The sequence below is a fragment of the Klebsiella sp. R445 genome (assembly GCF_051131755.1).
Lineage (GTDB): Bacteria > Pseudomonadota > Gammaproteobacteria > Enterobacterales > Enterobacteriaceae > Klebsiella > Klebsiella lignicola.
Window position 1 is genome coordinate 1,727,551 of sequence record NZ_CP180446.1, and the last position, 24,580, is coordinate 1,752,130.

A 24,580-nucleotide genomic window follows, 5' to 3' on the forward strand; every position below is an offset into this window, starting at 1 on the left:
ATCAGGATGCGAATTCGTGAATTTGTCCACTTTTTGCCGCCGTACCTTGCTGGCCTGCGGGCTGACCATTTTAGGAATGTCCTCAGTGCTGGCTGCCGACTGGCCACGCCAGATAACCGATAGCCACGGCGTGCATACGCTGGAAAGTAAACCTCTGCGGATCGTCTCCACCAGCGTGACCCTCACCGGCTCCCTGCTGGCCATCGATGCGCCGGTTGTCGCCAGCGGCGCCACCACGCCAAACAACCGCGTAGCTGACGACCAGGGCTTCCTGCGCCAGTGGAGCAGCGTCGCCAAAGCGCGCAAGCTGACGCGTCTGTATATCGGCGAGCCCAGTGCCGAAGCGGTGGCGTCACAGATGCCGGACCTGATCCTGATTAGCGCCACCGGCGGTGATTCTGCGCTGGCGCTGTATGACCAGCTGTCGACCATCGCCCCGACGCTTATCATTAACTACGACGATAAAAGCTGGCAGGCGCTGCTGACCGACCTCGGACACATCACCGGCCAGGAGAAGCAGGCCGCCGAGCGTATTGCTGAATTTGATAAGCAACTCGCCGCCCTGAAGCAACAGATGAAACTGCCGCCGCAGCCGGTAAGCGCGTTGGTTTATACCGCCGCGGCCCATACTGCCAACCTGTGGACACCGGCATCCGCCCAGGGCCAGATGCTTGAACAACTGGGCTTCACCCTCGCCACCCTGCCTGAGGGGCTGCATGCCAGTCAGAGCCAGGGGAAACGCCACGACATCGTACAGTTAGGCGGTGAGAATTTAGCGGCGGGCCTCAACGGCCAGAGCCTGTTCCTGTTTGCCGGTGACGAGAAAGATGCCGGGGCGATTTACAGCAACCCGCTGCTGGCGCACCTGCCGGCGGTAGAGAACAAGCGCGTTTATCCGCTCGGTATCGAAACCTTCCGTCTCGATTACTACAGCGCCATGCTGGTGCTGCAGCGTCTCTCTTCTCTGTTCGGCTAACGTCCCTTCCCGGCTGACGCAACGCGTAGCCGGGATATTTCCATCGACTTAACTTTCGCTGACCGCTTCCGGGCGCTGGAACCGACGCAGTTCGTTCAGCAGTCCCATCAATATCACGCCGACAATCACTAACGCCCAACCGCTGGCGCTCGCCGAGGCCATCGGAGTCATCATCACCCCCAGCCCACCCAGCAAGGCTGCGCCAATGGCGTCGCCGGTGACGTTCTGCGCGGTCCACAGGCCGTTAATGCGCCCGAGCATCGCTTCCGGCGTCTGGGTCTGAATCAGGGTGTACTGCAGCAGCGAACTGATGGCGCTCAGCCAACCGAACAGCGCCAGACACAACGCCCCCAGCGCCCAGACCGGCATCACGCTGAACAGCGCAATCGCAACGAATGAGCCGACCGTGGTCATCAGCATCAGCGCGCCCGGCCGGGCGGTTTGTGCCAGTTGGCCGCTGGTCAGCGCCCCAAGCGCAGCCCCCAGCGGGATCGCCGCATACAGAAAACCAATCTGCGAGGCTGACATCTGCCAGCCGTCGGCCAGCGCCGGATACAGCACCCGCACCGCGCTGGCCATTGTCAGCAGGCCACCGAGCAGTGCAATCCCGCCGATCAGCGGACTATTGAAGAGGAATTTCAGCCCCGCCAGCAGCGACTTCAGCGGATGCTCTCGCGGCTGCGGCGGCGGTGGCAGCAGCGGCAGGCGCAGCAGGGTCAAGGTGGTAATAAAGGTGCCTGCCGCCGCGAGGCCATAGTTCCAGGCCACGCCGCCGGTAGCCAGCAGCAGACCGCCGATCATCGGCGAAATAACCGAGCCCAGGCGTACCGTCAGCATGGTGATCGCCCCGGCCTGCATCAGGTTTTCACGCCCGACCAGAGCCGGTGTGGCCGCCAGCAGCGCCGTGACCCCGAGCGAAGCAAAGAAACCGTCCCAGATGCCCAGCAGATAAATCGTAATCAACGATGGTTCCGGCAACAGCGCGTTGAGACACAGCCCGACAAACCCGATGCCGCAGGTACCACGCGCCAGCAGAATCAACCGCTTACGCTCGTAGCGATCCGCCAGTACTCCGCCCACCATCAGACCGACAAACATCGAGCAGCCGGTCAACGTGACCGACAGCCCTACCTGCCATGTCGAGTGGGTCATCATCTGGATTTGTACCGGGATCGCCACACCCAGAAGGCCCAGCGATAAGATTGAGATAAAACGGGCAATAAAGACGGCGCGAAACGCCGGGTGGGTCTTCAGCAGGCTGAGGTTCAGCAGCCGGGATTGTCGGTTCATTACAGCGCCTTGTTATTATTTTCCATCTACGCGCGATCCTTCAGGCTGCGTCTTTGTGGCTGCACTTTTTTAACCCGGTCATACGGTTAGCGTTACTTCCAGGCAGGTGTGCGTGTAGCGCCGCGATGCATTCTGATTGATTTTGCGTAAACCCAAAATTATTCGAGTTGCTTGTAGGCGGCAAGGCCGTAAATCCCCAGGAGCTTACTCAAGTAAGTGACTGGGGTGAACGGGTGCAGCCAACACCTAAGCAACTTGAAGTATGCCGGGTATATACCATTCTTGTGGGCGATCATGCTAACATAACTGAATAGAATCGATAACGATAATTACTATCATTATCATATCAGGGATGTGAATTATGTCGTTTCCTGTGACCAGGGTGCGCGCCGTTGCCGTGCCTGGTCTGTTACTCGTCTTAGCCGTGGCTATCGCCCTCAGTCTGCTCGTCGGGGCCAAACCGCTTCCATTGCACGTCGTTGTGGATGCCCTTTCGGGTACCTGCCGCACCGCCGACTGCACCATCGTACTCGATGCCCGACTGCCACGAACCCTGGCGGGGCTGCTGGCAGGCGCCGCGCTGGGCCTGGCGGGTTCGCTGATGCAAACCCTGACCCGTAACCCGTTGGCCGACCCCGGCATACTCGGCGTCAACTCGGGCGCCAGCTTTGCCATCGTGCTGGGGGCGGCGCTGTTTGGTATCCACTCTCCGCAGGAACAGCTGCTGATGTCGTTTTGCGGCGCGTTTGGTGCATCGCTGCTGGTGGCTTTTACCGGCAGTCAGGGAGGCGGCCAGCTCAGCCCGGTGCGCCTGACGCTGGCCGGTGTGGCGCTGGCGGCCGTGCTGGAAGGACTCTCCAACGGCATTGCCTTACTCAACCCTGAAGTTTATGACCAGCTGCGCTTCTGGCAGGCCGGCTCGCTGGATATCCGCACCCTGCAAACGCTGAAAATCGTCCTGCTCCCGGTGCTGATCGCCGCCGCCGTCACCCTGCTGTTAAGCCGGGCACTGAACAGCCTGAGCCTTGGCAACGATACCGCCACCGCGCTCGGCAGCCGGGTCGCTCGCACCCAGTTTATCGGCCTGCTGGCCATTACCGTGCTATGCGGCAGCGCCACCGCGGTGGTTGGCCCCATCGCCTTTATCGGCCTGATGATGCCGCACATGTCACGCTGGCTGGTGGGCGCGGACCATCGCTGGTCGCTGCCGGTAACCTTACTGGCCACCCCTGCCCTGCTGCTGTTTGCCGATGTCCTCGGCCGTCTGCTGGTCCCCGGTGAACTCCGGGTATCGGTGGTCAGCGCCTTTATCGGTGCGCCGGTGCTGATCTGGCTGGTACGCCGTCAGTCGCGTGGAGGTGCAATGTGAAAACGCCTTCCCGCCGTCTGCTGCTCAGCTGCCTGATTCTGCTGGCCGCCAGCCTGATAGTCTCGCTTTTGGGACTCGGTAGCGGTCTGGTGCCGCTCAGCGTCAATCAGGTGGTTTCTGCCTTACTGGGCGACGCACCGCGCAATATCACCATGGTAGTGACCGAATGGCGCCTGCCGCGGGTGCTGATGGCGCTGCTTATCGGCGCGGCCCTTGGCGTCAGCGGCGCTATTTTTCAGTCACTGATGCGCAACCCCCTTGGCAGCCCGGATGTGATGGGATTCAATACCGGCGCCTGGAGCGGCGTGCTGGTGGCGATGGTGATGTTCGGCCAGAACCTGACGGCTATCGCGCTGGCGGCGATGGTTGGCGGCGTTCTGACGGCGCTGGTGGTCTGGCTGCTGGCGTGGCGCAACGGCATTGAAACATTTCGTCTGATTATTATCGGTATCGGCGTGCGCGCGATGCTGGTTGCCTTCAACACCTGGCTGCTGCTGCGCGCCTCGCTGGAAACCGCCCTCTCCGCCGGGCTGTGGAATGCCGGTTCCCTCAATGGCCTGACCTGGGGCAAAACCTGGCCTTCCGCGCCGCTGATTGTGCTGATGCTGGTATGTGCCGCGCTGCTCGTCCGCCGCATACGCCTGCTGGAGATGGGCGATGATACCGCCTGCGCGCTCGGCGTAAGGGTTGAACGTTCCCGTCTGCTGATGATGTTGGTAGGGGTGGTGCTCACCGCCGCCGCCACCGCGCTGGCCGGGCCAATTTCGTTTATCGCTCTGGTGGCGCCGCATATCGCCCGCCGTCTGAGCGGCACCGCACGTTGGGGATTAACCCAATCAGCGCTCTGCGGTGCGCTACTGCTGGCGCTGGCGGATTACAGCGCCCAGCGTCTGTTTATGCCCTATCAATTACCGGTGGGCGTCGTGACCGTCAGTCTCGGCGGCATTTATCTCATCGCGCTGTTAATTCAGGAGTCCCGCAAAAAATGACCGCTGAAACGACCCGTTTGCGTGGCGACCAGCTCACCCTGGCGTACGGCAAAAAAATCATCGCCGAATCGCTGAACGTTACCATTCCTGACGGCCATTTCACCGCGATTATTGGCCCCAACGGTTGCGGTAAATCCACGCTGCTGCGGACCCTGAGCCGCCTGATGACCCCGGTCAGCGGCCACGTTTATCTCGATGGCGAGCAGATCCAGCGCTACGCCAGTAAAGAGGTGGCGAAACGCATCGGCCTGCTGGCGCAGAACGCCACTACGCCTGGCGATATTTCGGTGCAGGAACTGGTCGCCCGCGGTCGCTATCCTCATCAGCCGATGTTTACCCGCTGGCGTAAAGAGGATGATGACGCGGTCAACAACGCGATGAAGGCCACCGGCATCACCGACCTGGCGCAACAGAGCGTCGATACCTTGTCCGGGGGGCAGCGGCAGCGGGCATGGATTGCGATGGTGCTGGCGCAGGAAACCGCCATTATGCTGCTTGATGAGCCCACCACCTGGCTGGACATCAGCCATCAGATCGATCTGCTGGAGCTGTTGAGCGAGCTGAATCGCGAGAAGGGATATACCCTGGCGGCAGTGCTGCACGACCTCAACCAGGCCTGCCGTTACGCGACCCATTTAATTGCGCTACGCGACGGCAAAATCGTCGCCGAGGGCGCACCGAAAGAGATTGTCACCGCCGAGCTGATCGAACAGATTTACGGCCTGCGCTGCACGATCATCGACGACCCGGTCGCCCACACCCCGCTGGTCGTACCGCTGGGACGCCGTTAAGCAAACGTCCCCGGTTGCGCTGCGCTTACCGGGGCTACGGTTCAGTGATGGCATGTGGATACGGTAGCCCGGATAAGGCGCTGGCGCCGCTATCCGGGAACCAGGTCAGGATTACCCCAGAATCTCCCGCACTACCGGGCCAATCGATTCGAAGGCCTGCGGCGAGATAATCTCCACGTGGGCGCAGTTCTGGCTAAAGACCTCCAGCTCTCCCACCCAGGGACCCCACACCACCTGTGGATCCATCCCTTCCTGACGGGTTTTCTCCGCCACAAACAGCGTGGCCTTGCCGTCGAATTTCGCGCTGTGCGCGGTGGTCAGCAGACGTACCGCATCGGCATAGTTGCCCTCGATCACGCTGAACAGCTCACCGGAGGCCTGCCCTTGCTGAGCAGCAAGGAAGGCCTCGCGCTCGCGATCGATCTCCGCCAGCACTTCCGGGTCCAGACCGTTGGCCTCTTTCTCCGCCCAGTTCTGCGTCTCCGGCGGCCAGGTATCCAGCAGACCAAGGAAGGCCACCGCTTCGCCACGCTGGCGTAAACGGGCGGCGATGCCCTGCGCCAGCGTTCCCCCAAGGGAATAGCCGAAGAGGTAATATGGCCCGCGCGGCTGCTGCGCCAGCAACGTTTGCAAATGCTGCTCGCACACCTCATCCAGGCAGGCGGCGCGCATCATTGGCCCTTCCGGTCGCGGCGACTGAATGCCGGTAATCGACCAACGCGGACTGAGATAGCGGGCCAGCACGCTGAACTGCCAGGCAAAGCCCGACGCCGGATGGAAACAGAACAATGTTGGCCCGTCGCTCACCCGCAGCGGCAGAATCGCATCAAAGCCCAGGCGCTGGGCCTGTTCATCGCTGAGATCGGAGGCCAGCAGCGCGCTCAGTTTTCCTACCGTCGACGCCACCATCACCTGCCCCGGAGTGACCTGACGATCCAGTTCACGGCCGAGCTGCGCCGCCAGGCGCATTGCCAGCAGCGAATGGCCACCAAGAGCAAAGAAGTCGGCGTCAATATCGTTGACCTCGCAGCCCAGCAATTGGCTGAACGCCTGGGCAACCGTGGTTTCAACTCCCGGCTCCGGCGGACGACCTCGCTGTTCGTTGCCGAGCGTCGGCAGCGGCAGCGCTTTGCGATCCAGCTTGCCGTTGGCGCTCAGCGGCAGTTCCGCCAGCTGAATCAACACCACCGGCACCATATGCGGCGGCAGTTGCTCGGCCAGACGCGCTTTCAGCCCCGCGGTATCCAACGGCAGCCCGGACTCGGATACCAGGTATCCCACCAGTTGACGGGCATCGCCCCCGGTTGCTGCCGCCTGGTTGAGGACGCAGGCATTCGCCACCGCCTGGGCAACATCCGGTAGCGCAGACATCACCCGATCGATTTCACCCAGCTCAATACGCTGACCGCGAATTTTCAGCTGATCGTCGCTGCGCCCGAGATACTCCACCGCGCCGTTCTCCAGCCAGCGCGCCACGTCGCCGGTCCGGTACATCCGCTCACCGGCGGCATACGGGTCAGCAATAAAGCGCGAGGCGGTGAGATCCGGACGGCCCAGATATCCCTGCGCCAGCTGAATGCCGGTCAGGTATAAATCTGCTGCCACGCCCGGCGGAACCGGACGCATGCTGGCATCAAGAATGCGCAGCCCGGTGTTCCACACCGGCCAGCCAATAGGAACGCTGTTGCCGGTCACCGCCGCCAGCTCCGCGCCACAGGCCGGATACCAGCTCACATCCACCGCCGCTTCCGTCGGGCCATACAGATTGTGTAACGGAGCACCGGTCAACGCTTCCCACTCGCGGCACAGCCCGGTCGGCAGCGCTTCGCCGCTGCAGAAGACGCGCTTGAGCGTACGGCAGGTCGCGACGTTTTCGCCATCCAGAGAGGCCACAAACGCGGCCAGCATCGACGGTACGAAGTGGGTCGTGGTCACGCCGTAGCGAGCAAAGAACTGCTGCATCGCCAGCGGATCGCGGTGCGCTTCCGGCTCCGCCATCACCAGCCGCGCACCGGTAATAAACGGCCACCAGAACTCCCAGACCGACACATCGAAGCTGCATGGCGTCTTTTGTGCCACCACATCGTCGGCGCTAAGCGGGTAGTGATTCTGCATCCACAGCAAGCGGTTGACGATCGCGGTTTGCCCCACCATCACCCCTTTCGGGCGCCCGGTGGAACCGGAGGTAAAGATGATATACGCGGTGTGATCGGCCTGTGACAGTCCCAGCGGCGCGGCATCGCCCACCGGCAGCGGCTGCTGATAGCACAGACTTTCAAGGCCCGGAATATCGCTAAAGCGCGCCAGCTGATCCTCAGAGGTAATCAGCAGGGTCGGACGCGCGTCCTCCAGCATCATACGCAGACGGTCGTCCGGATAGCCGGTATCCAGCGGTAGCCAGGCCGCACCGGCTTCAACGATACCGTGCAGCGCGAGGGTCAGGAACACCGATCGCGGCAGCGCTACCGCCACGCTATCGCCCGGTTTCACACCGCGTTCACGCAGCAATTGAGCCAGCGCCACCACCTGCTGGCGCATTTCGCGGTAGCTGAACTGCCAGCGGGCATCCGCCAGCGCCGGGGCATCCGGGGTTTTCTCCGCCTGTGCCGCGACCAGCGCGCTCAGCGTGGTCACCGGAAGCGCGACGCCGGTATTATTGACCTGCGCCAACTGTTCCGTTTCGTCGTGTGACAGCATATTGGATTCGCCGCAGCGCAGCGTCGGATCGGCGGCAAACTGGGCCAGCAGCGCAGACAGGCGCGCCACGTGGTTGCGCAGCGTCGTTTCGTCATAGCGAGCTTTATTGGCCAGCACTTCCAGCGACAAGCCACCGGACTCATCCGGGAACAGCGCCAGTTCGAGATCGTTGACCGGGCCGGTCGCCAAGGTGTGGGTCACTGCCTCAACACCATCAATATCCAGAATGTAATCAAAGACTTTAACGTTCAGCACCGGGCCAAACAGCGGTTCATCACCGGCGGCTTTGCCGCTATCACGGACTATCTGTTCAGCGTCGTAGCGCTGGTGACGACGCATTTTTTTCAACTGTGCGGAGAGGCGCAGCGCCAGATCGGCGAGAGTTTCCTGAGCGTCGATATGCACCGCCAGCGGCAGCACATTAAGCACCGGGCCGCTGGCGGTCAGCGCCGCGGATCCCATACGCCGCATAAAGATAAACCCGGCGGCATAATCCATCCGGCTGCATAAGCGACCGAGCCACAGGGTCGTCAGCGCCAGCGCCAGATCGGCACGCTGGCACTGCGGCAGGCTGGTCGCCAGGCGGCTGAACAGACCGGCGTCAACATCCAGTTTTAAGCGCCAGATGTCGGTGCTGGTCGCGCGTCCAGCCAACGGTGCAGCCGAGAGCGAGGCCGGGGACGGCAGCGCTTTTCGCTGCGCCATCCAGAACTGTTTATCCCGCTGCCAGGCATCGCTGCCGTAGTATTGCTGGTACTCTTCCACCACCTCGGCGAAAGGCGTAAAGGGAGATGAAGGAGTCTCTTCTCCACGCTGCCAGGCACGGTAAATCGCGGCGATCTGGCGGGTAATAGCTGGGAAACTGAAGCCATCCACCAGTAAATGGTGATAACGCTGATACCAGTACCAGCAATCATCCGCCACCCGCATCAGCTGGTGACAAACCAGGGGATTGCCGCCATCGACCCGCAGATTCTGTCCAAGGTCGGCCTGCATTAGCGCCAGCGCGGCGGCATGGGGATCGTGCGCATCGCGCAGATCGTGAGAGTCAGGTTCAGCAAAAGTGCGGCGCTCATCGACCCATTGCCAGGCTTCGCCGTTATCTTCGCAAAACCGCATGCTGAGGGTATCGGCCTGCGCCAGACCGCTGACGATAGCGCGTCCCAGCAGCGCCGGGTCAAGGTTGCCGCGCAGTTCAACATAGTGGGCCACGCTCCATGCGCCGGGCAGCGTAGAGAGCCGCTCCGCCATCCAGATCCCGGACTGTGCCGCCACCAGCGGTAAACGAGTGGTCATCTTCGACTCCTTAGCGTGCATGGTGTGCGGGGGTGAGGGTTGTCCAGTTCTCGGCAAGCCAGGTGTGGCATGCCTCTGAGGGCTGCGGTGGGCACACCACCGTCCAGCCTTGCGGCAGGGCGCAGTGGTGCGGCCACAGGCTGTACTGCTGCTGTTCGTTGCGCAGAATATAAAACTGCCCTTGCGGATTATCGAAGGGGTTGCTGAATTGCATACCAAACTCCTGTCTCTACTCGCCATCCTTCACGGTACTTTGGCGCAGGCTGCCGCCATCGCGTCATCGCAATGATGTTGAGTCTGAAGCGCGCTTTGTCAGTGGTCGCGGCTCAACGGCTGCCATAGCTGGATTAATCCCGCCGTCAGCCCGCCACGCCAGCAAAGCGCATCGTGCCCGCCGTCAACCTGACGCCAGAAAATCGTCTGCTGTGTGTGTTGTAATTGCGATAAAAGCGCCTGGTTGGCGCGAAAAATCAGCGGCTCACGCTCACCGGCTTCCAGCCAGATCCGCAGCCCCTGCGGGTGAAGTTGCCCCTGGCTCAGGCGCTCAATCAGCAGGCCCGTTCCGGCGCCGCCGCGATGTGGCCACCAGTAGGATCCCGACTGGCTCAGAACGCAGCCAAATCGTTCCGGCCAGTACAGCGCGGCAAACATCGCCGCCAGGCCGCCAAAGCTCTGCCCGGCGACCACGGTACGATCGGCGCGATCGCTGAAGGGGGCGATGTGACGCACCTGGGGTAATAACTCTTCCTGTAGCGCCAGCCAGAAATCCGCATTACAGGGCAGTTCCCGGCCACGATGTTCGTTATCAATAACATCAATCAGCAGGTAGACCGCCGGTGGCAGTTTTGCTTCGTGTGTCAGCCCTGCCAGCGCCGGCCAGACCGGCATACTTTCGGCCCAGAACTGGCCATCCAGCAGCACCGCCAGCGGTCGTTCTTCGGGCGCGTCATCGCCGGTGGTGTAAATCCATATCCGCCGGGTGTTGCCCAGCCTGGCGCTGCACCATTCAATGCAAACCGGCGCAGACGCAGGAGTGTTGCGCGGCGACCAGCCGGGTTGTTCCGGCGCCTGCGGTAGCTCCAGCGCCGACACCGCGTGGCCGCGCCCGCCCTTCCAGCTTTGGGGGTTTAACGGGTCGGCAATCGCCCGCGGCAGCAGTTTGCGCCAGCCTTCGCGCAGCAGCATACGGTCCGGGCTGCCGGCGTTGAAAATCTCAGGGGCGAAGTCGTCTTCACGGTCGGAGGGAATAAAGCAGTAGCTGCCGCGCCAGGTCGGCGACAGGGTCGTTTGCCAGCGCCAGGCATCGGTGCCAGGCACACGCGTTAGGGTTTGCGGTACGGCATTCTGGTGATGGTCGGTCACGCCGGTGATGTAAATCCACACTCGCCGGGTCGAGGAAGTCTCTTCGCCACCCGCCGGATCCCGCCACCAGAATGTCACTAAACAGCGGTCATCACAGGCCTCGGACTGCGGTCCGGAGAGCGTCTGCCACCATTCATCACTTCCTGTTATTAACATCCCGTTATTAACCCTATGTTTATCGTGATTTTTCTCAACAAACGTAATTTTTATTGATAATATTATTGATAACTATTTGCATTTGCAATAGCGTATTACCGCCCTTTGGGAGAGTCACTTCTAATTACACAGGTCAGCGAAGGTCATTTGGTTAGCGACGGAATGCCTGGGCCCTCAACTGACGACATTTTTTGCTGCCTCCCCTCCCGGTGGGATGGGACTTCAGGGGAAGGCGGTAACGAAAAGCAGGACGTAAAATGAATAACAAAATCAAATCATTGACCTTACTGGTCAACCTGGGAATTTACGGTGCGGCCTTCCCGCTGTGCGCAGAAGAGACCCTCGATAGCCAAAAAACGGCCTCCGAAGAAACCATGGTGGTGACTGCCGCCGAACAAAACCTGCAGGCGCCTGGCGTCTCGACCATCACCGCCGACGAAATTCGTAAACGTCCACCGGCCCGCGATGTTTCAGAAATCATTCGTACCATGCCGGGCGTCAACCTGACCGGTAACTCCACCAGCGGCCAACGCGGTAATAACCGTCAGATTGATATTCGCGGCATGGGCCCGGAAAACACCCTGATTCTGATTGATGGCAAACCGGTCACCAGCCGTAACTCCGTGCGCCTGGGCTGGCGCGGCGAGCGCGACACCCGCGGCGACACCAGTTGGGTTCCGCCAGAAATGATCGAGCGCATCGAGGTCATTCGTGGCCCGGCCGCCGCCCGCTACGGTAACGGTGCGGCAGGTGGCGTGGTCAACATCATCACCAAAAAAGGCGGCGATGAGTGGCACGGTTCATGGAACACCTACATGAACGCCCCGGAGCATAAAGACGAAGGCTCCACCAAGCGTACCAACTTCAGCCTCAGCGGCCCGCTGGGCGGCGATTTCAGCTTCCGCCTGTTAGGCAACCTGGACAAAACTCAGGCTGATGCCTGGGACATCAACCAGGGCCATCAGTCCGAGCGTACCGGCATATACTCCGATACTCTGCCCGCCGGGCGCGAAGGGGTTAAAAACAAGAATATCGATGGTGTCGTGCGCTGGGATTTCGCGCCGATGCAATCCCTGGAGTTCGAAGCGGGCTACAGCCGCCAGGGCAACCTCTACTCCGGTGATACGCAGAACACCAACTCCAACGACCTGGTGAAAGAGAACTACGGTAAAGAGACCAACCGTATCTACCGTAACACCTACTCGGTGACCTGGAACGGTGCCTGGGATAACGGTATTACCACCAGCAACTGGGCGCAGTACGAACATACCCGCAACTCACGTAAAGGTGAAGGTCTGGCCGGGGGAACCGAGGGGATCTTCAGCAGCAATCAGTTCTCTAATATCGACCTGTCCGACGTGATGCTGCACAGCGAAATCAGCATTCCGTTCGATCTGTGGGTCAATCAGAACCTGACGCTGGGTACCGAATGGAACCAGCAGCGCATGAAGGATAAGGCGTCAAACACCCAAACCTTTATGGGCGGGACAATCCCAGGCTACGACAGCACCGGTCGTAGCCCGTACTCGAAAGCCGAGATCTTCTCCCTGTTTGCTGAAGACAACATCGAGTTGACCGACACCACCATATTGACGCCAGCGCTGCGTTTCGATCATCACAGCATTGTCGGCAATAACTGGAGTCCTTCTCTGAACCTGTCCCAGGGGCTTTGGGATGATTTCACGCTGAAAATGGGCATCGCCCGCGCCTACAAAGCGCCGAGCCTGTATCAGACCAACCCGAACTACATTCTCTACAGCCGCGGTCAGGGTTGCTACGCGAGCCAGGCCGGTTGCTACCTGCAGGGTAATGAAGACCTGAAAGCAGAAACCAGCATCAACAAAGAAGTTGGCCTCGAGTTTAAACGCGATGGCTGGCTGGCGGGCGTCACCTGGTTCCGCAACGACTACCGTGACAAGATTGAAGCGGGCTATTCGCCGGTTTACACCAACGGTAGCGGCACCGATCTCTACAAATGGGAAAACGTCCCGAAAGCGGTTGTTGAAGGTCTGGAAGGTACGTTGAACGTACCGGTCACGGAAGCGGTGAACTGGACCAACAACATCACCTATATGCTGCAGAGTAAGAACAAAACCACCGGCGATCGTCTGTCGATTATTCCGGAATATACGCTGAACTCCACCCTGAGCTGGCAGATTCAGGAAGACGTTTCCGTGCAGTCGACCTTCACCTGGTACGGCAAGCAGCAGCCGAAGAAATATAACTACAAAGGTCAGCCGGTCACCGGCAGCGAGAAAAACGAGGTTAGCCCGTATAGCATCCTCGGTCTGAGCGCGACCTGGGACGTCACCAAATACGTCAGCCTGACCGGCGGCGTGGATAACGTCTTCGACAAGCGTCACTGGCGTGCCGGTAATGCCCAGACCACCGGCGGCGCGACTGGCTATATGTATGGCGCAGGGGCTGAGACCTTCAACGAACCGGGTCGTACCTGGTACATGAGCGTTAATACCCACTTCTGATTGTCCGCCTGATCTCCCCCGCCCTCTTCTCATAGAGGGCGGAGGGAGGAATCTGTTAACATCCCTCGATGCAAATCCAACACGCGATCATTCAGCTTGCCGGCCACTCGCTTATGCGGGTTGATTTCGATCCGGCGACGTTTCAGGCCACCGATCTCCTGTGGCTCCCTCACCATGGCCAGCTCGCTAACGGCGCGCGTAAACGGCAAACCGAGCATCTTGCCGGCCGTATCGCCGCGGCTTACGCCCTGCGGGAAGTGGGCGTAAAAGCGATCCCCGGCATTGGCGAGCAGCGCCAGCCGCTGTGGCCCGCGCCGTGGTACGGCAGCATCAGCCACTGCGAACATAGCGCCCTGGCGGTGGTCTCTGACCGTCCGGTCGGCGTAGATATCGAGCGGCTGTTCTCGCTGTCTCTGGCGTCGGAACTGGAAAGCAGCATTATCAACCCGGCGGAGCGCGCGGTGCTAAACGCGAGCGGACTGCCCTTTGAACTGGCCCTGACGCTGGCGTTTTCGGCAAAGGAGAGCGGGTTTAAGGCGTGGTCATCCCATAGCCAGAAGTTTGCCGACTTTCAGGCCGCGCAGGTTATCTCCCTGGATGCCACGACGCTACGTTTACAGCTACAGGCGAGTATTTTCCCGTCTCTTGGGAATATCATTATTTCCGTCAGCTGGTTGCAAATTGATCAACGCCTCATAACCTGCACCTTCTCCCCCGACGAAGCGTGATCCTTTTCTCCTTTTAAAAAATTACCTGCGCAAAGCATAGACAGCTTCTCGAGTCAGACTTATCGTTATCTCGAATAATAAATCATTATTGAATAAATATTCAATGTGGAGAAAAAGATGAAATCTACCTTTGTTAAGTCTGTCCTGTTCGCATCGACCTTAGCGGCTTGCAGCTCACTGTATGCTGCCGATAATGGCCTGATCGCGATCATCACCCCTTCGCACGATAATCCGTTCTTTAAAGCGGAAGCCGACGGCGCCGCGGCAAAGGCCAAAGAGCTTGGCTACAGCACGCTCATTGCCTCCCACGATGATGACGTCAACAAACAGAACCAGTTGATAGAGACCGCTATCGCCCGTAAGGCCAAGGCGATAATCCTTGATAACGCCGGTGCGGATGCCACGGTTGGCCCGCTTGAGAAAGCCAAAGCCGCTGGAGTACCGGCGTTCTTAATCGATCGTGAAATCAACAAAACCGGCATCGCCGTGGCGCAGATCGTGTCGAATAACTACCAGGGAGCACAGCTCGGCGCGGAGAAATTCGCAAAACTGTTGGGGGGCAAAGGGAAATATGTTGAGCTGCTTGGCCGCCAGTCAGACACCAACGCCAGCGTTCGCTCTCAGGGTTACCACGATGTGCTGGACGACTACAGCGATATGAAAATGGTCGCCCAGCAGACTGCTAACTGGAGCCAGACCGAAGCCTTCACCCGAATGGAAGCCATTCTCCAGACGAACCCGGACATCGTGGGCGTGATTTCGGGCAACGATACCATGGCGCTCGGTGCAGAAGCCGCACTGAAAGCTGCCGGGAAAAAAGATGTCATCGTGGTCGGCTTCGACGGCAGTGACTACACCCGCGACTCCATCATCAATAAAGGCAACATCAAAGCCACCGTACTGCAACCCGGCTGGAAGCAAGCGCAAATGGCCGTTGAGCAGGCGGACTTTTTCCTGAAAAACGGCAAAGCCCAAAAAGAGGAAAAACAGCTGATGGATTGCATCCTGATTGATGATTCCAATGCCAACAAGCTCAGCATGTTTAACCTCAGCAATTAAGTCGGAGACGTTATGTTCTTAAAACAATGGGGGGGCGTACTAACCGGGTGCGCCGCCCTGTTGCTAACGGCCTGCACGGTGGTAGATCTGGATGAAAACGGCAAGCCAATATTGCCTGCCGACCCCAATGCGAAGCACAGCTTCGATAATCAGACGCCACAGCAGATCGCGCAACAAACCTGGCAAACCCGAGTGATTGATCCAGCCTCCCGACACGCGCTTAATGCGGCGACGCTGGGAAACCATTTAACATCATCAGCAAATTCTCAGGAGAGCGTTTTTGTCCATCTCGTGACGCCGATTGTGAAGCTCGACGACAGTAACCCGCGTGAACAAAACATCACCGTCAGTATTAATGGTCAGCCCCTCACCATTCAGACCGGTCCGGTGATGAAAGGTAACGCTATCCGCGATGCCAGCGGCTTTAAGTTTGAAGATTTCACCAATCAAGTGCAATTTGCGCAACTTTCGCGCGCCTATAACCGGGAAGCGGCGAAGCAGTTACCGAAAATCGACGCCAGTTGGGTGGGCAAACCGGTCAGCGTACGTTTTGCCGTCACGTTGAATCACGGTACTCCTCAGGATGCCGCCGCGCTGGAACTGAAACAGGAGGCACAGCCATGAGCACCCCTGCCACTGATGACATTATTCTGCGCGCCCGCGGGATATCAATGTTGTTCCCGGGCACCGTGGCGCTGGACAGCGTCGACTACAACGTCTGGCGAGGTAAGGTCAACGTCATTATTGGGGAGAATGGCGCAGGCAAGTCGACGTTAATGAAAATCCTGGCCGGCGTTCAGCAACCGAGTCTGGGAGAGATGCAGCTTAACGGCCAGCCGGTACGTTTCGCCAGCACCCGTGAGGCCGCGGCTCACGGTATCGGGATGGTTCATCAAGAATTGAACCTGTTTGAAAACCTCAGCGTCGCCGAGAATATTTTTCTCGGCCGTGAGCTGCAAAATGGCCTTGCGCCAATTAACGAAGCTGAACAGGAGAAGCGAGCGGAAGCGTTATTACAACGTCTGGACCAGCCGATCTCTGCGCGCGAACTGGTCGGCAATCTCAAGGTAGGCCAGCAGCAGTTAATCGAAATCGCCAAGGCGCTGGCGGAAGATGCGGATATTTTGATCCTCGATGAACCCACATCGGCCCTCAGCAAAACCGAAGTAGAAATTCTGTTTCGCGTCATACGTGAACTCACCCGCCAGGGAGTTTCGATCATTTACATCTCGCACCGTCTGGAAGAGCTGATGGCAATTGGTGACGTCATCACCATCCTGCGTGACGGCAAGTTCCAGTCGGAAGCCAAAGTGGCGGATATCGACGTGCCATGGATCGTTCGGGAAATGCTGGGCAGCGACCCTGTCAGTAACTTCCTGGCACCCGATCGCACTTTCGGAGCGCCGTTATTAGAGGCGGAGAACATTACCTGCGTCAATGCCGCCGGGAACACGGTGGTCAACGATGTCAGCTTTAAAGTTCACGCCGGAGAAATCGTCGGAATTTACGGTTTGATGGGTGCCGGACGTACCGAACTGTTTGAATGCATGCTGGGCACCGAGCGCAACTATTTCGGCAAACTCTGGCTCGACAGTAAGCCCGTGCCGCAGCGCTTAACCCCTGCGGACCGGATCCGGATGGGCATGAGCCTGGTGCCTGAAGATCGTAAACGCACCGGCATCTTTCCCATCTCCTCCGTTGCCAATAACCTGACCATCGCCAGTTTGTGGCGACGCCTGCGGCGCGGTCTCACTATCGCAGACAAAGAAGAGGAAGCCGTTGTTGCCAGCACCATTGGCAATTTGTCGATTAAAGTCTCCTCCCCAGCAGTGGAGATCCAGGCTCTGAGCGGAGGGAACCAACAGAAAGTGGTGATTGGCCGTTCGCTGTTAACCAATCCAAAGGTGCTGTTCCTCGATGAACCGACTCGCGGTATTGATATTGGCGCTAAAGCGGACGTTTTTCGCATGATGGTGCAGCTATCTGAACAAGGTATCGCGGTGGTTTTCTCAACATCGGATCTCAAAGAAATTATGGCGGTCTCCGACCGTATCCTGGTGATGTCCGGCGGCAAACTGACCGCCGACATTACCCGCGATCGGGCCGAAGAATCCGCGCTGGTCTCAGCAAGTGCTCAGGGGTTTTAATATGAAAACAACACAATCGGTGGCCCTGTCGCCGCGTGGTGGGACATCACTTTCTCGCGAAAACATCCTGCTACTGTTATTGAAATTACGTACTTTTATTGCCTTGTTTTTAATTGTGGGCTTTTTCACGATGACGGTTCCGGGCTTTTTATCGGCCGGCAGCATGGTGATCATGATTAAGCATATTGCTATCAATGCCTTTCTGGCGCTTGGTATTACCTTTGTCATTATTACCGCCGGGATCGATCTGTCGATTGGCGCCACCCTCGGTCTGTGCGGCATGATCGCCGGCTGGCTTATCACGAAAGGGATTGTGCTGCCGATGTTTGGCATCGCCATCTTCCCCAGCGTCTGGGTCATCGTGCCCATTGTTTTGCTTATTGGTGCGCTTATCGGTTCCGTTAATGGCTGGATAATTACCCGCTATAATGTGGCGCCCTTTATTTGCACGCTGGGCACGATGTACGTATTGCGCGGCACGGCAATGCTTACCTCGGACGGGCAAACCTTCCCTGGACTTGCCGGGAATCCACAGCTTGGCAATACCGGTTTTGATGAAATTGGCGCTGGAACGCTATTTGGTATTCCATGGGCCATCTGGATGATGATCGTGCTGGCGCTGATTATTGCCTATATCGCCCGTCGCTTGCCCTTTGGCCGACACGTTTACGCGATAGGCGATAATGAACGCGCGGCTGAACTCTCCGGCGTGAAGGTCAAACAGGTTAAAATCCTGGTCTATACCCTTTCCGGTCTGTGCGCCGCAATTGCCGGCATTGTCGTCTCTGCCCAATTATTAGCCAGCCACCCGGCTAACGGTACCGCGTTTGAAATGAACGCGATTGCCGCGGTTGTCCTTGGCGGGACCTCCCTCGCCGGTGGACGCGGAACGATTCTGGGCACGCTTATTGGCGCCTTTGTTATCGGCTTTCTCGCCGACGGGCTGGTAATGATGGGGGTCAGTGAATTCTGGCAGATGGTCATTAAAGGCATCGTGATTATTGTGGCGGTGATTATCGATCAGATGCAAAACCGGATGCAGCAAAAGGCAGCGGTGGTCGCGCAAAAAACGGCAATAGAAGGAAAATAGAAGGAAAGTGACCCCGACGGGGCTATTGTTCGACAGATTCAGGTCAGTTTTTCTCTGGCCTGAATCTGCGAAAGGGTCGTAATGGCACAGCTACGATGATTTAATCAAGCGGCGAGCGGTCGAGAAATCGGTAATCAGCACATCGATATAGTTCCCTTTCAGTGCGCCGTGAATCGCATTACTCTTTTCCGCCCCGCCAGCCAGGGCAATCACATGCTGACAGGCGCGAATTTGCTCCAGCTCCATTCCTATCACCGGATCTTCTTCATGACTTAATACTGGTTGACCGGCGGCATCATAATAATGAAGGCATATATCCCCTACTGCCCCGCGCTTTGCCAGCAGCTTCAACATCTCTTCGTTATAGTAGTTACCCGAGTTTTTCAGCAGCTGTGATGGTTCAAGTTCACCGATCCCCACGATAGCCACATCAACCTGGGCAAATTTATCCACCACCACGGCCACGTCAGGACTGTTTACCAGCCGGGCGCGTTCTTCCACCGAGTGTTCAATACTTTGCGAGGGCAACAACCACGCCGGGCAGCCAAGATGGGCCGCCAACTGTTGCGTCAAAATGGTCGCCTGAACGTTGCCGTTTGGCCCGACACCACCTAACAGCTGTATAACGCCCGCCGCTCGAATGCTTTGCGGATGCATCTCATCCACCATGCAACGAATAGTGCTGCTCCAGGAAGAGATCCCCACCAGGTCTTCCGGACGCAGGCGGGTTTCAACATAGTGCGCCGCCGCGCTACCAATCGCATGTTTGATTTGCGCGTTACTCGCCCCTTCCCCCACATCCACAACTATCGCCTGACGAATGCCAAATCGTTGTTCTATCTCTTTTTCCAGCTCAACGAAAATATTGGTCGGCTGGACAACGGTGATTTTCACCAGTCCTTCTTTCTGACAACGCGTCAATGCTCTTGAGACGAAAGATTGCGACAGATGCAGCAACGACGCTATCTCTGACTGCTTTTTGTTTTCGCTATAGTAAAGCGTGGCAATCTTCACCAGTAAGCGTTGTTCATCCTGCTTCGACATGGCATTCCCCTTAATTTCATCCTCGTATTTTTATGCATCATTGAATAGATAACAAGCCTGCCGCTGTTTTGCGTCGCCGCCAAATGTGATCGTTTTCTCTTTTCTTAGAAAATTGCCGGGATAAGCCATAGACAAACCTTTTGACAGGGCATATCTTACATTCATGAATATTAAATCAGTCTTGAATATATATTCATTGCGCTAAAAGTACAGCGAATTTCATCGGCCACCAGGTTCAATCTAAGCCATCGCACGCTTTTTACGCCCTGACTGAATATTTATTCACAATGGAATCAACATTCACGAGGTGTTCTATGAATCCGTTTTCACTCTCCATCGAGGGTTTAGAAAAGAAAGCACGGTCGATTCGTCGCCGTATCATTGTATTGAATGCTGAGAGCCCCGCAGGCGGGCACACGGGCGCAGACCTGTCACAGGTTGAACTGCTAACCGCCCTCTACTTCCGCATCCTTAATTGCTCTGCGGAACAGAAAAACAGCGACGAGAGAGATATCTATATTCAGTCCAAAGGACACGCTGTGGGCGGGTATTACTGTGTGCTGGCTGAAGCCGGGTATATTCCCACGGACTGGCTTGCTACCTATCAACATGCCGACTCACATCTGCCTGGTCACCCCGTACGCCACAAAACACCGGGCGTTGAATTAAACACCGGTGCGCTGGGACATGGACTCCCCGTTGCCGTTGGCATTGCGCTGGCGGCAAAACGAGATAATAGCCAGCGCCGGGTCTTCGTCGTCACCGGGGATGGTGAGCTAGCCGAGGGCAGTAACTGGGAGGCGGCGCTGGTTGCGGCGCACTACCAGTTAGATAACCTTTTTATTATCAATGATAAAAACAACCTGCAGCTGGCCGGTCCCACCAAAGACATTCTGAATACCGATCCGCTGGATGAAAAATGGCGCGCCTTTGGTATGGAAGTCACCCAATGCAATGGCAACGATATGACCGACGTTGTCGCCACCCTGGAAGCCTTACAGCCTAACGGTAAACCCCACGTCATCATTGCTAATACCACGAAAGGGGCTGGCGTCTCTTTTATTCAGGGACGCCCTGAATGGCACCATCGGGTACCGAAAGGTGAAGAAATCGAACTGGCGCTGGAGGAGTTGAAAGATGAGTAATAGCGAACATCTCGCCACTGTGATGGTGAATGCCTTTATTGATGCTGTTGAACGCGGCATAGACCTGGTGCCGGTGGTTGCCGATTCAACCTCGACCGCCAAAATATCACCCTTTATCAATAAATACCCGGGCCGCCTGGTGAACGTCGGCATCGCCGAACAAACGCTGGTAGGCACTGCCGCAGGCCTGGCACTCGGCGGAAAAATTGCCGTAACCTGCAATGCCGCACCGTTTTTGATCTCACGCGCGAATGAGCAAATCAAAGTCGACGTTTGCTATAACAATACCAATGTTAAATTGTTTGGCCTCAATGCCGGCGCCAGTTACGGCCCGCTGGCCAGTACCCACCATAGTATCGATGATATCTCAGTGCTCCGCGGCTTTGGCAATATCGAAATTTATGCCCCTTCCTGCCCGATTGAGTGCCGGCAGATTATCGACTATGCCCTGGCCCATGTAGGCCCGGTCTACATCCGCCTTGACGGCAAGGCACTGCCTGAACTTCATGATCAGAATTATCGATTTGTGCCAGGTAAGATTGATGTGCTGCGTCATGGCCGCGACGTGGCGTTGGTCGCGATGGGATCCACCGTGCATGAAATTGTCACCGCGGCCACACAACTGGCAGAAAACGGTATTGATGCCACGGTTATCAATGTACCGTCTATTCGCCCTTGTGATATCGGCCTGCTGCTGGAGATCCTCAAACCGCATCGCGCCGTGGTCAGCGTCGAAGAACATAATATTAACGGCGGCGTCGGCAGCCTGGTCGCCGAAGTCCTTGCGGAAGCGGGATGTGCTATTCCTTTACATCGACTGGGGATCCCAGATGGCGAATATGCGATCGCCGCAGATCGCGCAGCCACACGTGCACACCATGAAATTGATGCCGCGGGCATTGTAAAACATGCCACCGCCCTGCTTCAGGCGCAGCTAAAAAAATAACAAGACCGAACATCTTACTGGAGAACACGCAATGTCCCGAATCCCACAAAAACTGACCATGGGCATTATTATTGGTAACCGTGGTTTTTTCCCGAGTTATCTGGTTGCAGAGGCTCGCGCTCAGGCGATAGCGCTGTTTGAGCGTCTCGGTATTAACACCATTCTGCTCAATGACACACAAACGGAGTTAGGCGGTGTTGAAACGCGTCAGGATGCTAAAATCTGCGCAGAACTGTTCCGTACGCACCGCGAGAACATTCACGGAGTAGTGGTACTTCTGCCCAACTTTGGTGATGAAAAAGCGATCGCAGAAACACTGCGCCTTTCTGGGCTGAACGTTCCGGTACTGGTGCAGGCCGAAGAGGATAATCTTGATAAAATGGGGCTGGCGACGCGTCGCGACAGTTTCTGCGGCAAAATATCCCTGTGCAACAACCTGCGGCAATACGGCATCCCCTTTACGCTGACAACTCAGCACGTCTGCGCCTTAAGCGGCGAAGTATTTGAAAAAGACCTGAAACGTTTCGAACAAATATGCCGGGTTGTCAGCAGCATGCGCGGCGTTCGCGTCGGCGCTATCGGCGCACGTCCCGCAGGGTTCAATACGGTTCGCTACAGCGAAAAGCTGCTCGAGCGTCTGGGGATTGCCGTTGAAACGCTGGATCTTTCAGAAGTATTTACCCGTATTAAACAGCTGCGCGATGACGATATTCGGGTTGATGAAAAGCGCCGGCTGTTGCTCGACAATGCCGATGCCAGCGGTATTCCCGCAGATAAACTGGTTACCATGGCGAAACTGTTCGTGGTGATCAGCGAATGGGTTCTCGCTAACGATATCGATACCACCGCGATTCAGTGCTGGACCTCCTTGCAGGAAAATCTAGGCATCAACGTCTGCTCAATCATGAGCGTCATGTCCGGGCAGTTGATGCCCAGCGCCTGCGAGGTTGACGTGATGGGCGCACTGTCGATGTATGCGCTGGCCAGCACTAACCTGAATCCCGCGTCTATCGCCGACTGGAATAACAACTTCGGCGACGATCGCGATAAGTGCGTCCTGTTTCACTGCGGTAACTTCGCCGCCTCCAGCCTGGAATCCCCACACATGGGCACGGCCGATATCATCGGCACTACCGTCGGCAAAGAAAATACCTGCGGCGCTGTACACGGCCGCCTGAAGAGCGGTCCGCTGACCTACTTCCGCCTGAGCACCGATGACCTGACCGGTGAAATTAAAGCCTATGTTGGAGAAGGTCGCTCTGTGGATGACCCGCTGGATACCGTGGGTTGCCGGGCAGTAATTGAGGTCCCGCAATTAGAAAACCTGCTGGCGTGGATCTGTCGTCAGGGTTTTGAACACCATGTTGCGATGAACCACTCCGCCAGCGCCGGCATTTTGCATGAAGCCTTTACGCGCTACCTCGGCGTTAACACCTATCTTCATCAGTGAGGCAACCGTGGCCAGGAAAGAGATTATTATTGCCCTCGATGAGGGCACCACGAATGCAAAAGCGGTGGCGATCGACAGCCAAGGGAAAGTGCTGGCTTCTTTTTCCAGAACCCTGACCATCGCCACGCCTCAGGAGGGCTGGGTGGAGCAATCTGCGGAACTGCTGATTGAGGCATCCATTGACGTTGTATCGCAGGCGATCGCCGCAGTAGGTGCTGAGCATGTCGCGGCATTAGCCATCAGTAACCAACGTGAAACCGTCGTAGGATGGTATCGGGAGAGCGGACAAGCGCTGCACGCGGCGCTCAGCTGGCAGTGTTCACGGACAGCTGCCTTCTGCCAGTCCTTACGACAGCAAGGAAAAGAGGCGCAGATAAAAGCGATAACTGGTCTGCCCATCGCCCCTCTTTTTTCCGCCTCGAAAATGCGCTGGCTGCTCGAGTCGGTTCCGGACGGCGTTGCCCAGGCACAACGGGGCGAAATTTGTCTGGGGACGGTCGACAGCTGGCTGCTATGGCATTTAACCGGCGGTGAGGCTTTCTGTTGTGATTATTCCAATGCCTCACGCACGCAGCTCTTTAATCTGCACACCGCAGAGTGGGATGACGAGATGATGTCGATTTTCGCCATCCCGCGCCAGGCTCTGCCTGCTATTCGCCCTTCCAGCGGGCTCTTCGGTTATACCCGAGGGTGTAATGGCATTCCCGATGGTATTCCGCTGCTCGCCATGATCGGCGACTCGCACGCCGCGCTGTTTGCTCACGGCCTGGGAGCAGCAGGCGGAGTGAAAGCAACCTATGGTACCGGAACGTCGGTGATGGCCCCGGTGAATTCAGCCCAGGGCAGCGTCAGCACACTGGCTACCACCGTTGCCTGGCATGATGGTGAACAGCTCGTTTATGGTCTGGAAGGCAATATCCCCCACACCGGCGATGCCGTGGCCTGGATGGTAGAAAGCACCGGTTTGGATCTGTTAGAACCGCAGGAATTAACCCGGCAATTAACACAGCTCCCGGCTTCCGTTGATTCGACCCTGGGTGTCTATTTTGTGCCAGCTCTCACCGGGCTGGGAGCCCCCTGGTGGGATGAAAATGCGCGAGGGATGATTCGCGGCCTCAGTCGGGGCGTCAAGCGAGCCCACCTGGTGCGTGCCGCGCTGGAGTCGATTGCCTATCAGATCGCCGATGTGACCACGGCAATGCATCAGCATCATGACTTTGCCTTAACGGCGTTGATGGTTGATGGCGGCCCCACTAAAAATGACTGGCTAATGCAGTATCAGGCCGATCTGTTGGGTTGCCCCGTGATGCGCAGTGATGTGGCGGAACTCTCCGCGATGGGGGCTGCGCTGCTGGCTCGTAAAGCGTTGCTGCAGGTCCCCACGCAAGTGCTGCGCGCTTACTTACCGGAACACCTGAGCTTTCAACCCGATATGATTCGCCACAAGCGGTTGCTCATACGCTGGACAGAGTGGCAATCGGCGGTAGCGTTGACCCGTCCACAACTCGTTTCATAAAAAAGGTGCCAGAAGGTTCCATATCCAGCCTGCGGATAGGCGGGGA

General features: G+C 57.7%; 19 protein-coding genes. 14 read left to right on the forward strand and 5 right to left on the reverse strand.

The features are described from left to right. Positions 1-76: 76 nt before the first annotated feature. Positions 77-976 carry a Fe2+-enterobactin ABC transporter substrate-binding protein gene (gene fepB / locus ACMYSN_RS08095; RefSeq protein WP_462498225.1) on the forward strand — a complete coding sequence of 300 codons (900 nt, stop codon included), beginning with the start codon at positions 77-79 and terminating at the stop codon, positions 974-976. 48 nt (positions 977-1,024) lie between these two features. On the opposite strand, the gene entS is transcribed toward fepB, so the two are convergent. Beyond that, positions 1,025-2,266 carry an MFS transporter gene (entS, locus tag ACMYSN_RS08100; RefSeq protein ID WP_462497624.1) on the reverse strand — a complete coding sequence of 414 codons (1,242 nt, stop codon included), beginning with the start codon at positions 2,264-2,266 and terminating at the stop codon, positions 1,025-1,027. Positions 2,267-2,627: 361 nt separating this feature from the next. Between entS and fepD the strand changes: the two genes are divergently transcribed. The 3 genes from fepD to fepC are packed head-to-tail and all read left to right on the forward strand — an operon-like array spanning position 2,628 to position 5,415. Next, positions 2,628-3,635, forward strand: coding sequence for a Fe(3+)-siderophore ABC transporter permease (fepD, locus tag ACMYSN_RS08105; protein ID WP_123755903.1), 1,008 nt, complete (start codon positions 2,628-2,630; stop codon positions 3,633-3,635). Further along, positions 3,632-4,624: an iron-enterobactin ABC transporter permease gene (gene fepG / locus ACMYSN_RS08110; protein WP_462497625.1), complete on the forward strand. Its 993-nt coding sequence runs from the start codon at positions 3,632-3,634 to the stop codon at positions 4,622-4,624. Before fepD ends, fepG begins: the two co-directional genes overlap by 4 nt. Further along, positions 4,621-5,415, forward strand: coding sequence for an iron-enterobactin ABC transporter ATP-binding protein (fepC, locus tag ACMYSN_RS08115; protein WP_462497626.1), 795 nt, complete (start codon positions 4,621-4,623; stop codon positions 5,413-5,415). The genes fepG and fepC overlap by 4 nt, the downstream gene beginning before the upstream one ends. Before the next feature lie 111 nt (positions 5,416-5,526). Here the strand turns inward: fepC and entF are convergent, their stop codons facing one another. The 3 genes from entF to fes form a co-directional block, all read right to left on the reverse strand. Further along, on the reverse strand, positions 5,527-9,408 hold the full coding sequence (entF, locus tag ACMYSN_RS08120; RefSeq protein WP_462497627.1) for an enterobactin synthase subunit F: 3,882 nt from the start codon (positions 9,406-9,408) through the stop codon (positions 5,527-5,529). A 10-nt stretch (positions 9,409-9,418) separates the two neighbouring features. Then, positions 9,419-9,622 carry an MbtH family protein gene (locus ACMYSN_RS08125; protein WP_123755899.1) on the reverse strand — a complete coding sequence of 68 codons (204 nt, stop codon included), beginning with the start codon at positions 9,620-9,622 and terminating at the stop codon, positions 9,419-9,421. 98 nt (positions 9,623-9,720) lie between these two features. Beyond that, a complete protein-coding gene (gene fes / locus ACMYSN_RS08130) occupies positions 9,721-10,926 on the reverse strand; it encodes an enterochelin esterase (RefSeq protein WP_462497628.1) in 1,206 nt (401 codons plus the stop codon). A 257-nt stretch (positions 10,927-11,183) separates the two neighbouring features. Here fes and fepA point away from each other — a divergent pair, with 257 nt between their 5' ends. The 6 genes from fepA (at position 11,184) to ACMYSN_RS08160 (ending at position 18,433) form a co-directional block, all read left to right on the forward strand. After that, complete coding sequence (gene fepA, locus ACMYSN_RS08135; protein ID WP_462497629.1) at positions 11,184-13,409, forward strand: TonB-dependent siderophore receptor; 2,226 nt, start codon at positions 11,184-11,186, stop codon at positions 13,407-13,409. A 68-nt stretch (positions 13,410-13,477) separates the two neighbouring features. Beyond that, the gene (gene entD, locus ACMYSN_RS08140; protein ID WP_462497630.1) at positions 13,478-14,137 is read left to right on the forward strand and encodes an enterobactin synthase subunit EntD; all 660 of its coding nucleotides are present in this window, start codon (positions 13,478-13,480) and stop codon (positions 14,135-14,137) included. A gap of 117 nt (positions 14,138-14,254) precedes the next feature. After that, on the forward strand, positions 14,255-15,196 hold the full coding sequence (locus ACMYSN_RS08145) for a D-ribose ABC transporter substrate-binding protein (RefSeq protein ID WP_049267707.1): 942 nt from the start codon (positions 14,255-14,257) through the stop codon (positions 15,194-15,196). 12 nt (positions 15,197-15,208) lie between these two features. Then, positions 15,209-15,820, forward strand: a complete 612-nt coding sequence (locus tag ACMYSN_RS08150; RefSeq protein WP_462497631.1) for a DUF2291 family protein — start codon at positions 15,209-15,211, stop codon at positions 15,818-15,820. Further along, the gene (locus tag ACMYSN_RS08155; RefSeq protein ID WP_462497632.1) at positions 15,817-17,343 is read left to right on the forward strand and encodes a sugar ABC transporter ATP-binding protein; all 1,527 of its coding nucleotides are present in this window, start codon (positions 15,817-15,819) and stop codon (positions 17,341-17,343) included. Before ACMYSN_RS08150 ends, ACMYSN_RS08155 begins: the two co-directional genes overlap by 4 nt. 1 nt (position 17,344) lies before the next feature. Further along, complete coding sequence (locus tag ACMYSN_RS08160) at positions 17,345-18,433, forward strand: ABC transporter permease (protein ID WP_049267704.1); 1,089 nt, start codon at positions 17,345-17,347, stop codon at positions 18,431-18,433. A gap of 90 nt (positions 18,434-18,523) precedes the next feature. Here the strand turns inward: ACMYSN_RS08160 and ACMYSN_RS08165 are convergent, their stop codons facing one another. After that, positions 18,524-19,477 carry a sugar-binding transcriptional regulator gene (locus ACMYSN_RS08165; protein WP_049267702.1) on the reverse strand — a complete coding sequence of 318 codons (954 nt, stop codon included), beginning with the start codon at positions 19,475-19,477 and terminating at the stop codon, positions 18,524-18,526. A 314-nt stretch (positions 19,478-19,791) separates the two neighbouring features. Here ACMYSN_RS08165 and ACMYSN_RS08170 point away from each other — a divergent pair, with 314 nt between their 5' ends. From ACMYSN_RS08170 to ACMYSN_RS08185, 4 genes are read left to right on the forward strand one after another with little or no spacing between them, the layout of a single operon-like run. Next, on the forward strand, positions 19,792-20,622 hold the full coding sequence (locus ACMYSN_RS08170; RefSeq protein WP_462497633.1) for a transketolase: 831 nt from the start codon (positions 19,792-19,794) through the stop codon (positions 20,620-20,622). Further along, on the forward strand, positions 20,615-21,568 hold the full coding sequence (locus ACMYSN_RS08175) for a transketolase family protein (protein WP_462497634.1): 954 nt from the start codon (positions 20,615-20,617) through the stop codon (positions 21,566-21,568). The genes ACMYSN_RS08170 and ACMYSN_RS08175 overlap by 8 nt, the downstream gene beginning before the upstream one ends. A gap of 31 nt (positions 21,569-21,599) precedes the next feature. Next, positions 21,600-23,018 (forward strand): L-fucose/L-arabinose isomerase family protein, encoded by a 1,419-nt coding sequence (locus tag ACMYSN_RS08180; RefSeq protein ID WP_462497635.1) that lies wholly within the window; start codon positions 21,600-21,602, stop codon positions 23,016-23,018. Beyond that, the gene (locus ACMYSN_RS08185; RefSeq protein ID WP_462497636.1) at positions 22,969-24,534 is read left to right on the forward strand and encodes an FGGY family carbohydrate kinase; all 1,566 of its coding nucleotides are present in this window, start codon (positions 22,969-22,971) and stop codon (positions 24,532-24,534) included. The genes ACMYSN_RS08180 and ACMYSN_RS08185 overlap by 50 nt, the downstream gene beginning before the upstream one ends. Positions 24,535-24,580 lie beyond the last annotated feature (46 nt).

What these genes read in the sequence shown, in the direction of transcription:
- ACMYSN_RS08155 (WP_462497632.1), top strand. Translation starts at nt 15,817, where the DNA reads ATGAGCACCCCTGCCACTGATGACATTATTCTGCGCGCCCGCGGGATA.
- ACMYSN_RS08170 (WP_462497633.1), top strand. Translation starts at nt 19,792, where the DNA reads ATGAATCCGTTTTCACTCTCCATCGAGGGTTTAGAAAAGAAAGCACGG.
- entF (WP_462497627.1), bottom strand. Translation starts at nt 9,408, where the DNA reads ATGACCACTCGTTTACCGCTGGTGGCGGCACAGTCCGGGATCTGGATG.
- ACMYSN_RS08180 (WP_462497635.1), top strand. Translation starts at nt 21,600, where the DNA reads ATGTCCCGAATCCCACAAAAACTGACCATGGGCATTATTATTGGTAAC.
- ACMYSN_RS08165 (WP_049267702.1), bottom strand. Translation starts at nt 19,477, where the DNA reads ATGTCGAAGCAGGATGAACAACGCTTACTGGTGAAGATTGCCACGCTT.
- fepC (WP_462497626.1), top strand. Translation starts at nt 4,621, where the DNA reads ATGACCGCTGAAACGACCCGTTTGCGTGGCGACCAGCTCACCCTGGCG.
- fepA (WP_462497629.1), top strand. Translation starts at nt 11,184, where the DNA reads ATGAATAACAAAATCAAATCATTGACCTTACTGGTCAACCTGGGAATT.
- ACMYSN_RS08125 (WP_123755899.1), bottom strand. Translation starts at nt 9,622, where the DNA reads ATGCAATTCAGCAACCCCTTCGATAATCCGCAAGGGCAGTTTTATATT.
- ACMYSN_RS08150 (WP_462497631.1), top strand. Translation starts at nt 15,209, where the DNA reads ATGTTCTTAAAACAATGGGGGGGCGTACTAACCGGGTGCGCCGCCCTG.
- ACMYSN_RS08185 (WP_462497636.1), top strand. Translation starts at nt 22,969, where the DNA reads ATGAAGCCTTTACGCGCTACCTCGGCGTTAACACCTATCTTCATCAGT.
- fes (WP_462497628.1), bottom strand. Translation starts at nt 10,926, where the DNA reads ATGTTAATAACAGGAAGTGATGAATGGTGGCAGACGCTCTCCGGACCG.
- fepD (WP_123755903.1), top strand. Translation starts at nt 2,628, where the DNA reads ATGTCGTTTCCTGTGACCAGGGTGCGCGCCGTTGCCGTGCCTGGTCTG.
- ACMYSN_RS08145 (WP_049267707.1), top strand. Translation starts at nt 14,255, where the DNA reads ATGAAATCTACCTTTGTTAAGTCTGTCCTGTTCGCATCGACCTTAGCG.
- ACMYSN_RS08175 (WP_462497634.1), top strand. Translation starts at nt 20,615, where the DNA reads ATGAGTAATAGCGAACATCTCGCCACTGTGATGGTGAATGCCTTTATT.
- fepB (WP_462498225.1), top strand. Translation starts at nt 77, where the DNA reads ATGTCCTCAGTGCTGGCTGCCGACTGGCCACGCCAGATAACCGATAGC.
- entS (WP_462497624.1), bottom strand. Translation starts at nt 2,266, where the DNA reads ATGAACCGACAATCCCGGCTGCTGAACCTCAGCCTGCTGAAGACCCAC.
- entD (WP_462497630.1), top strand. Translation starts at nt 13,478, where the DNA reads ATGCAAATCCAACACGCGATCATTCAGCTTGCCGGCCACTCGCTTATG.
- ACMYSN_RS08160 (WP_049267704.1), top strand. Translation starts at nt 17,345, where the DNA reads ATGAAAACAACACAATCGGTGGCCCTGTCGCCGCGTGGTGGGACATCA.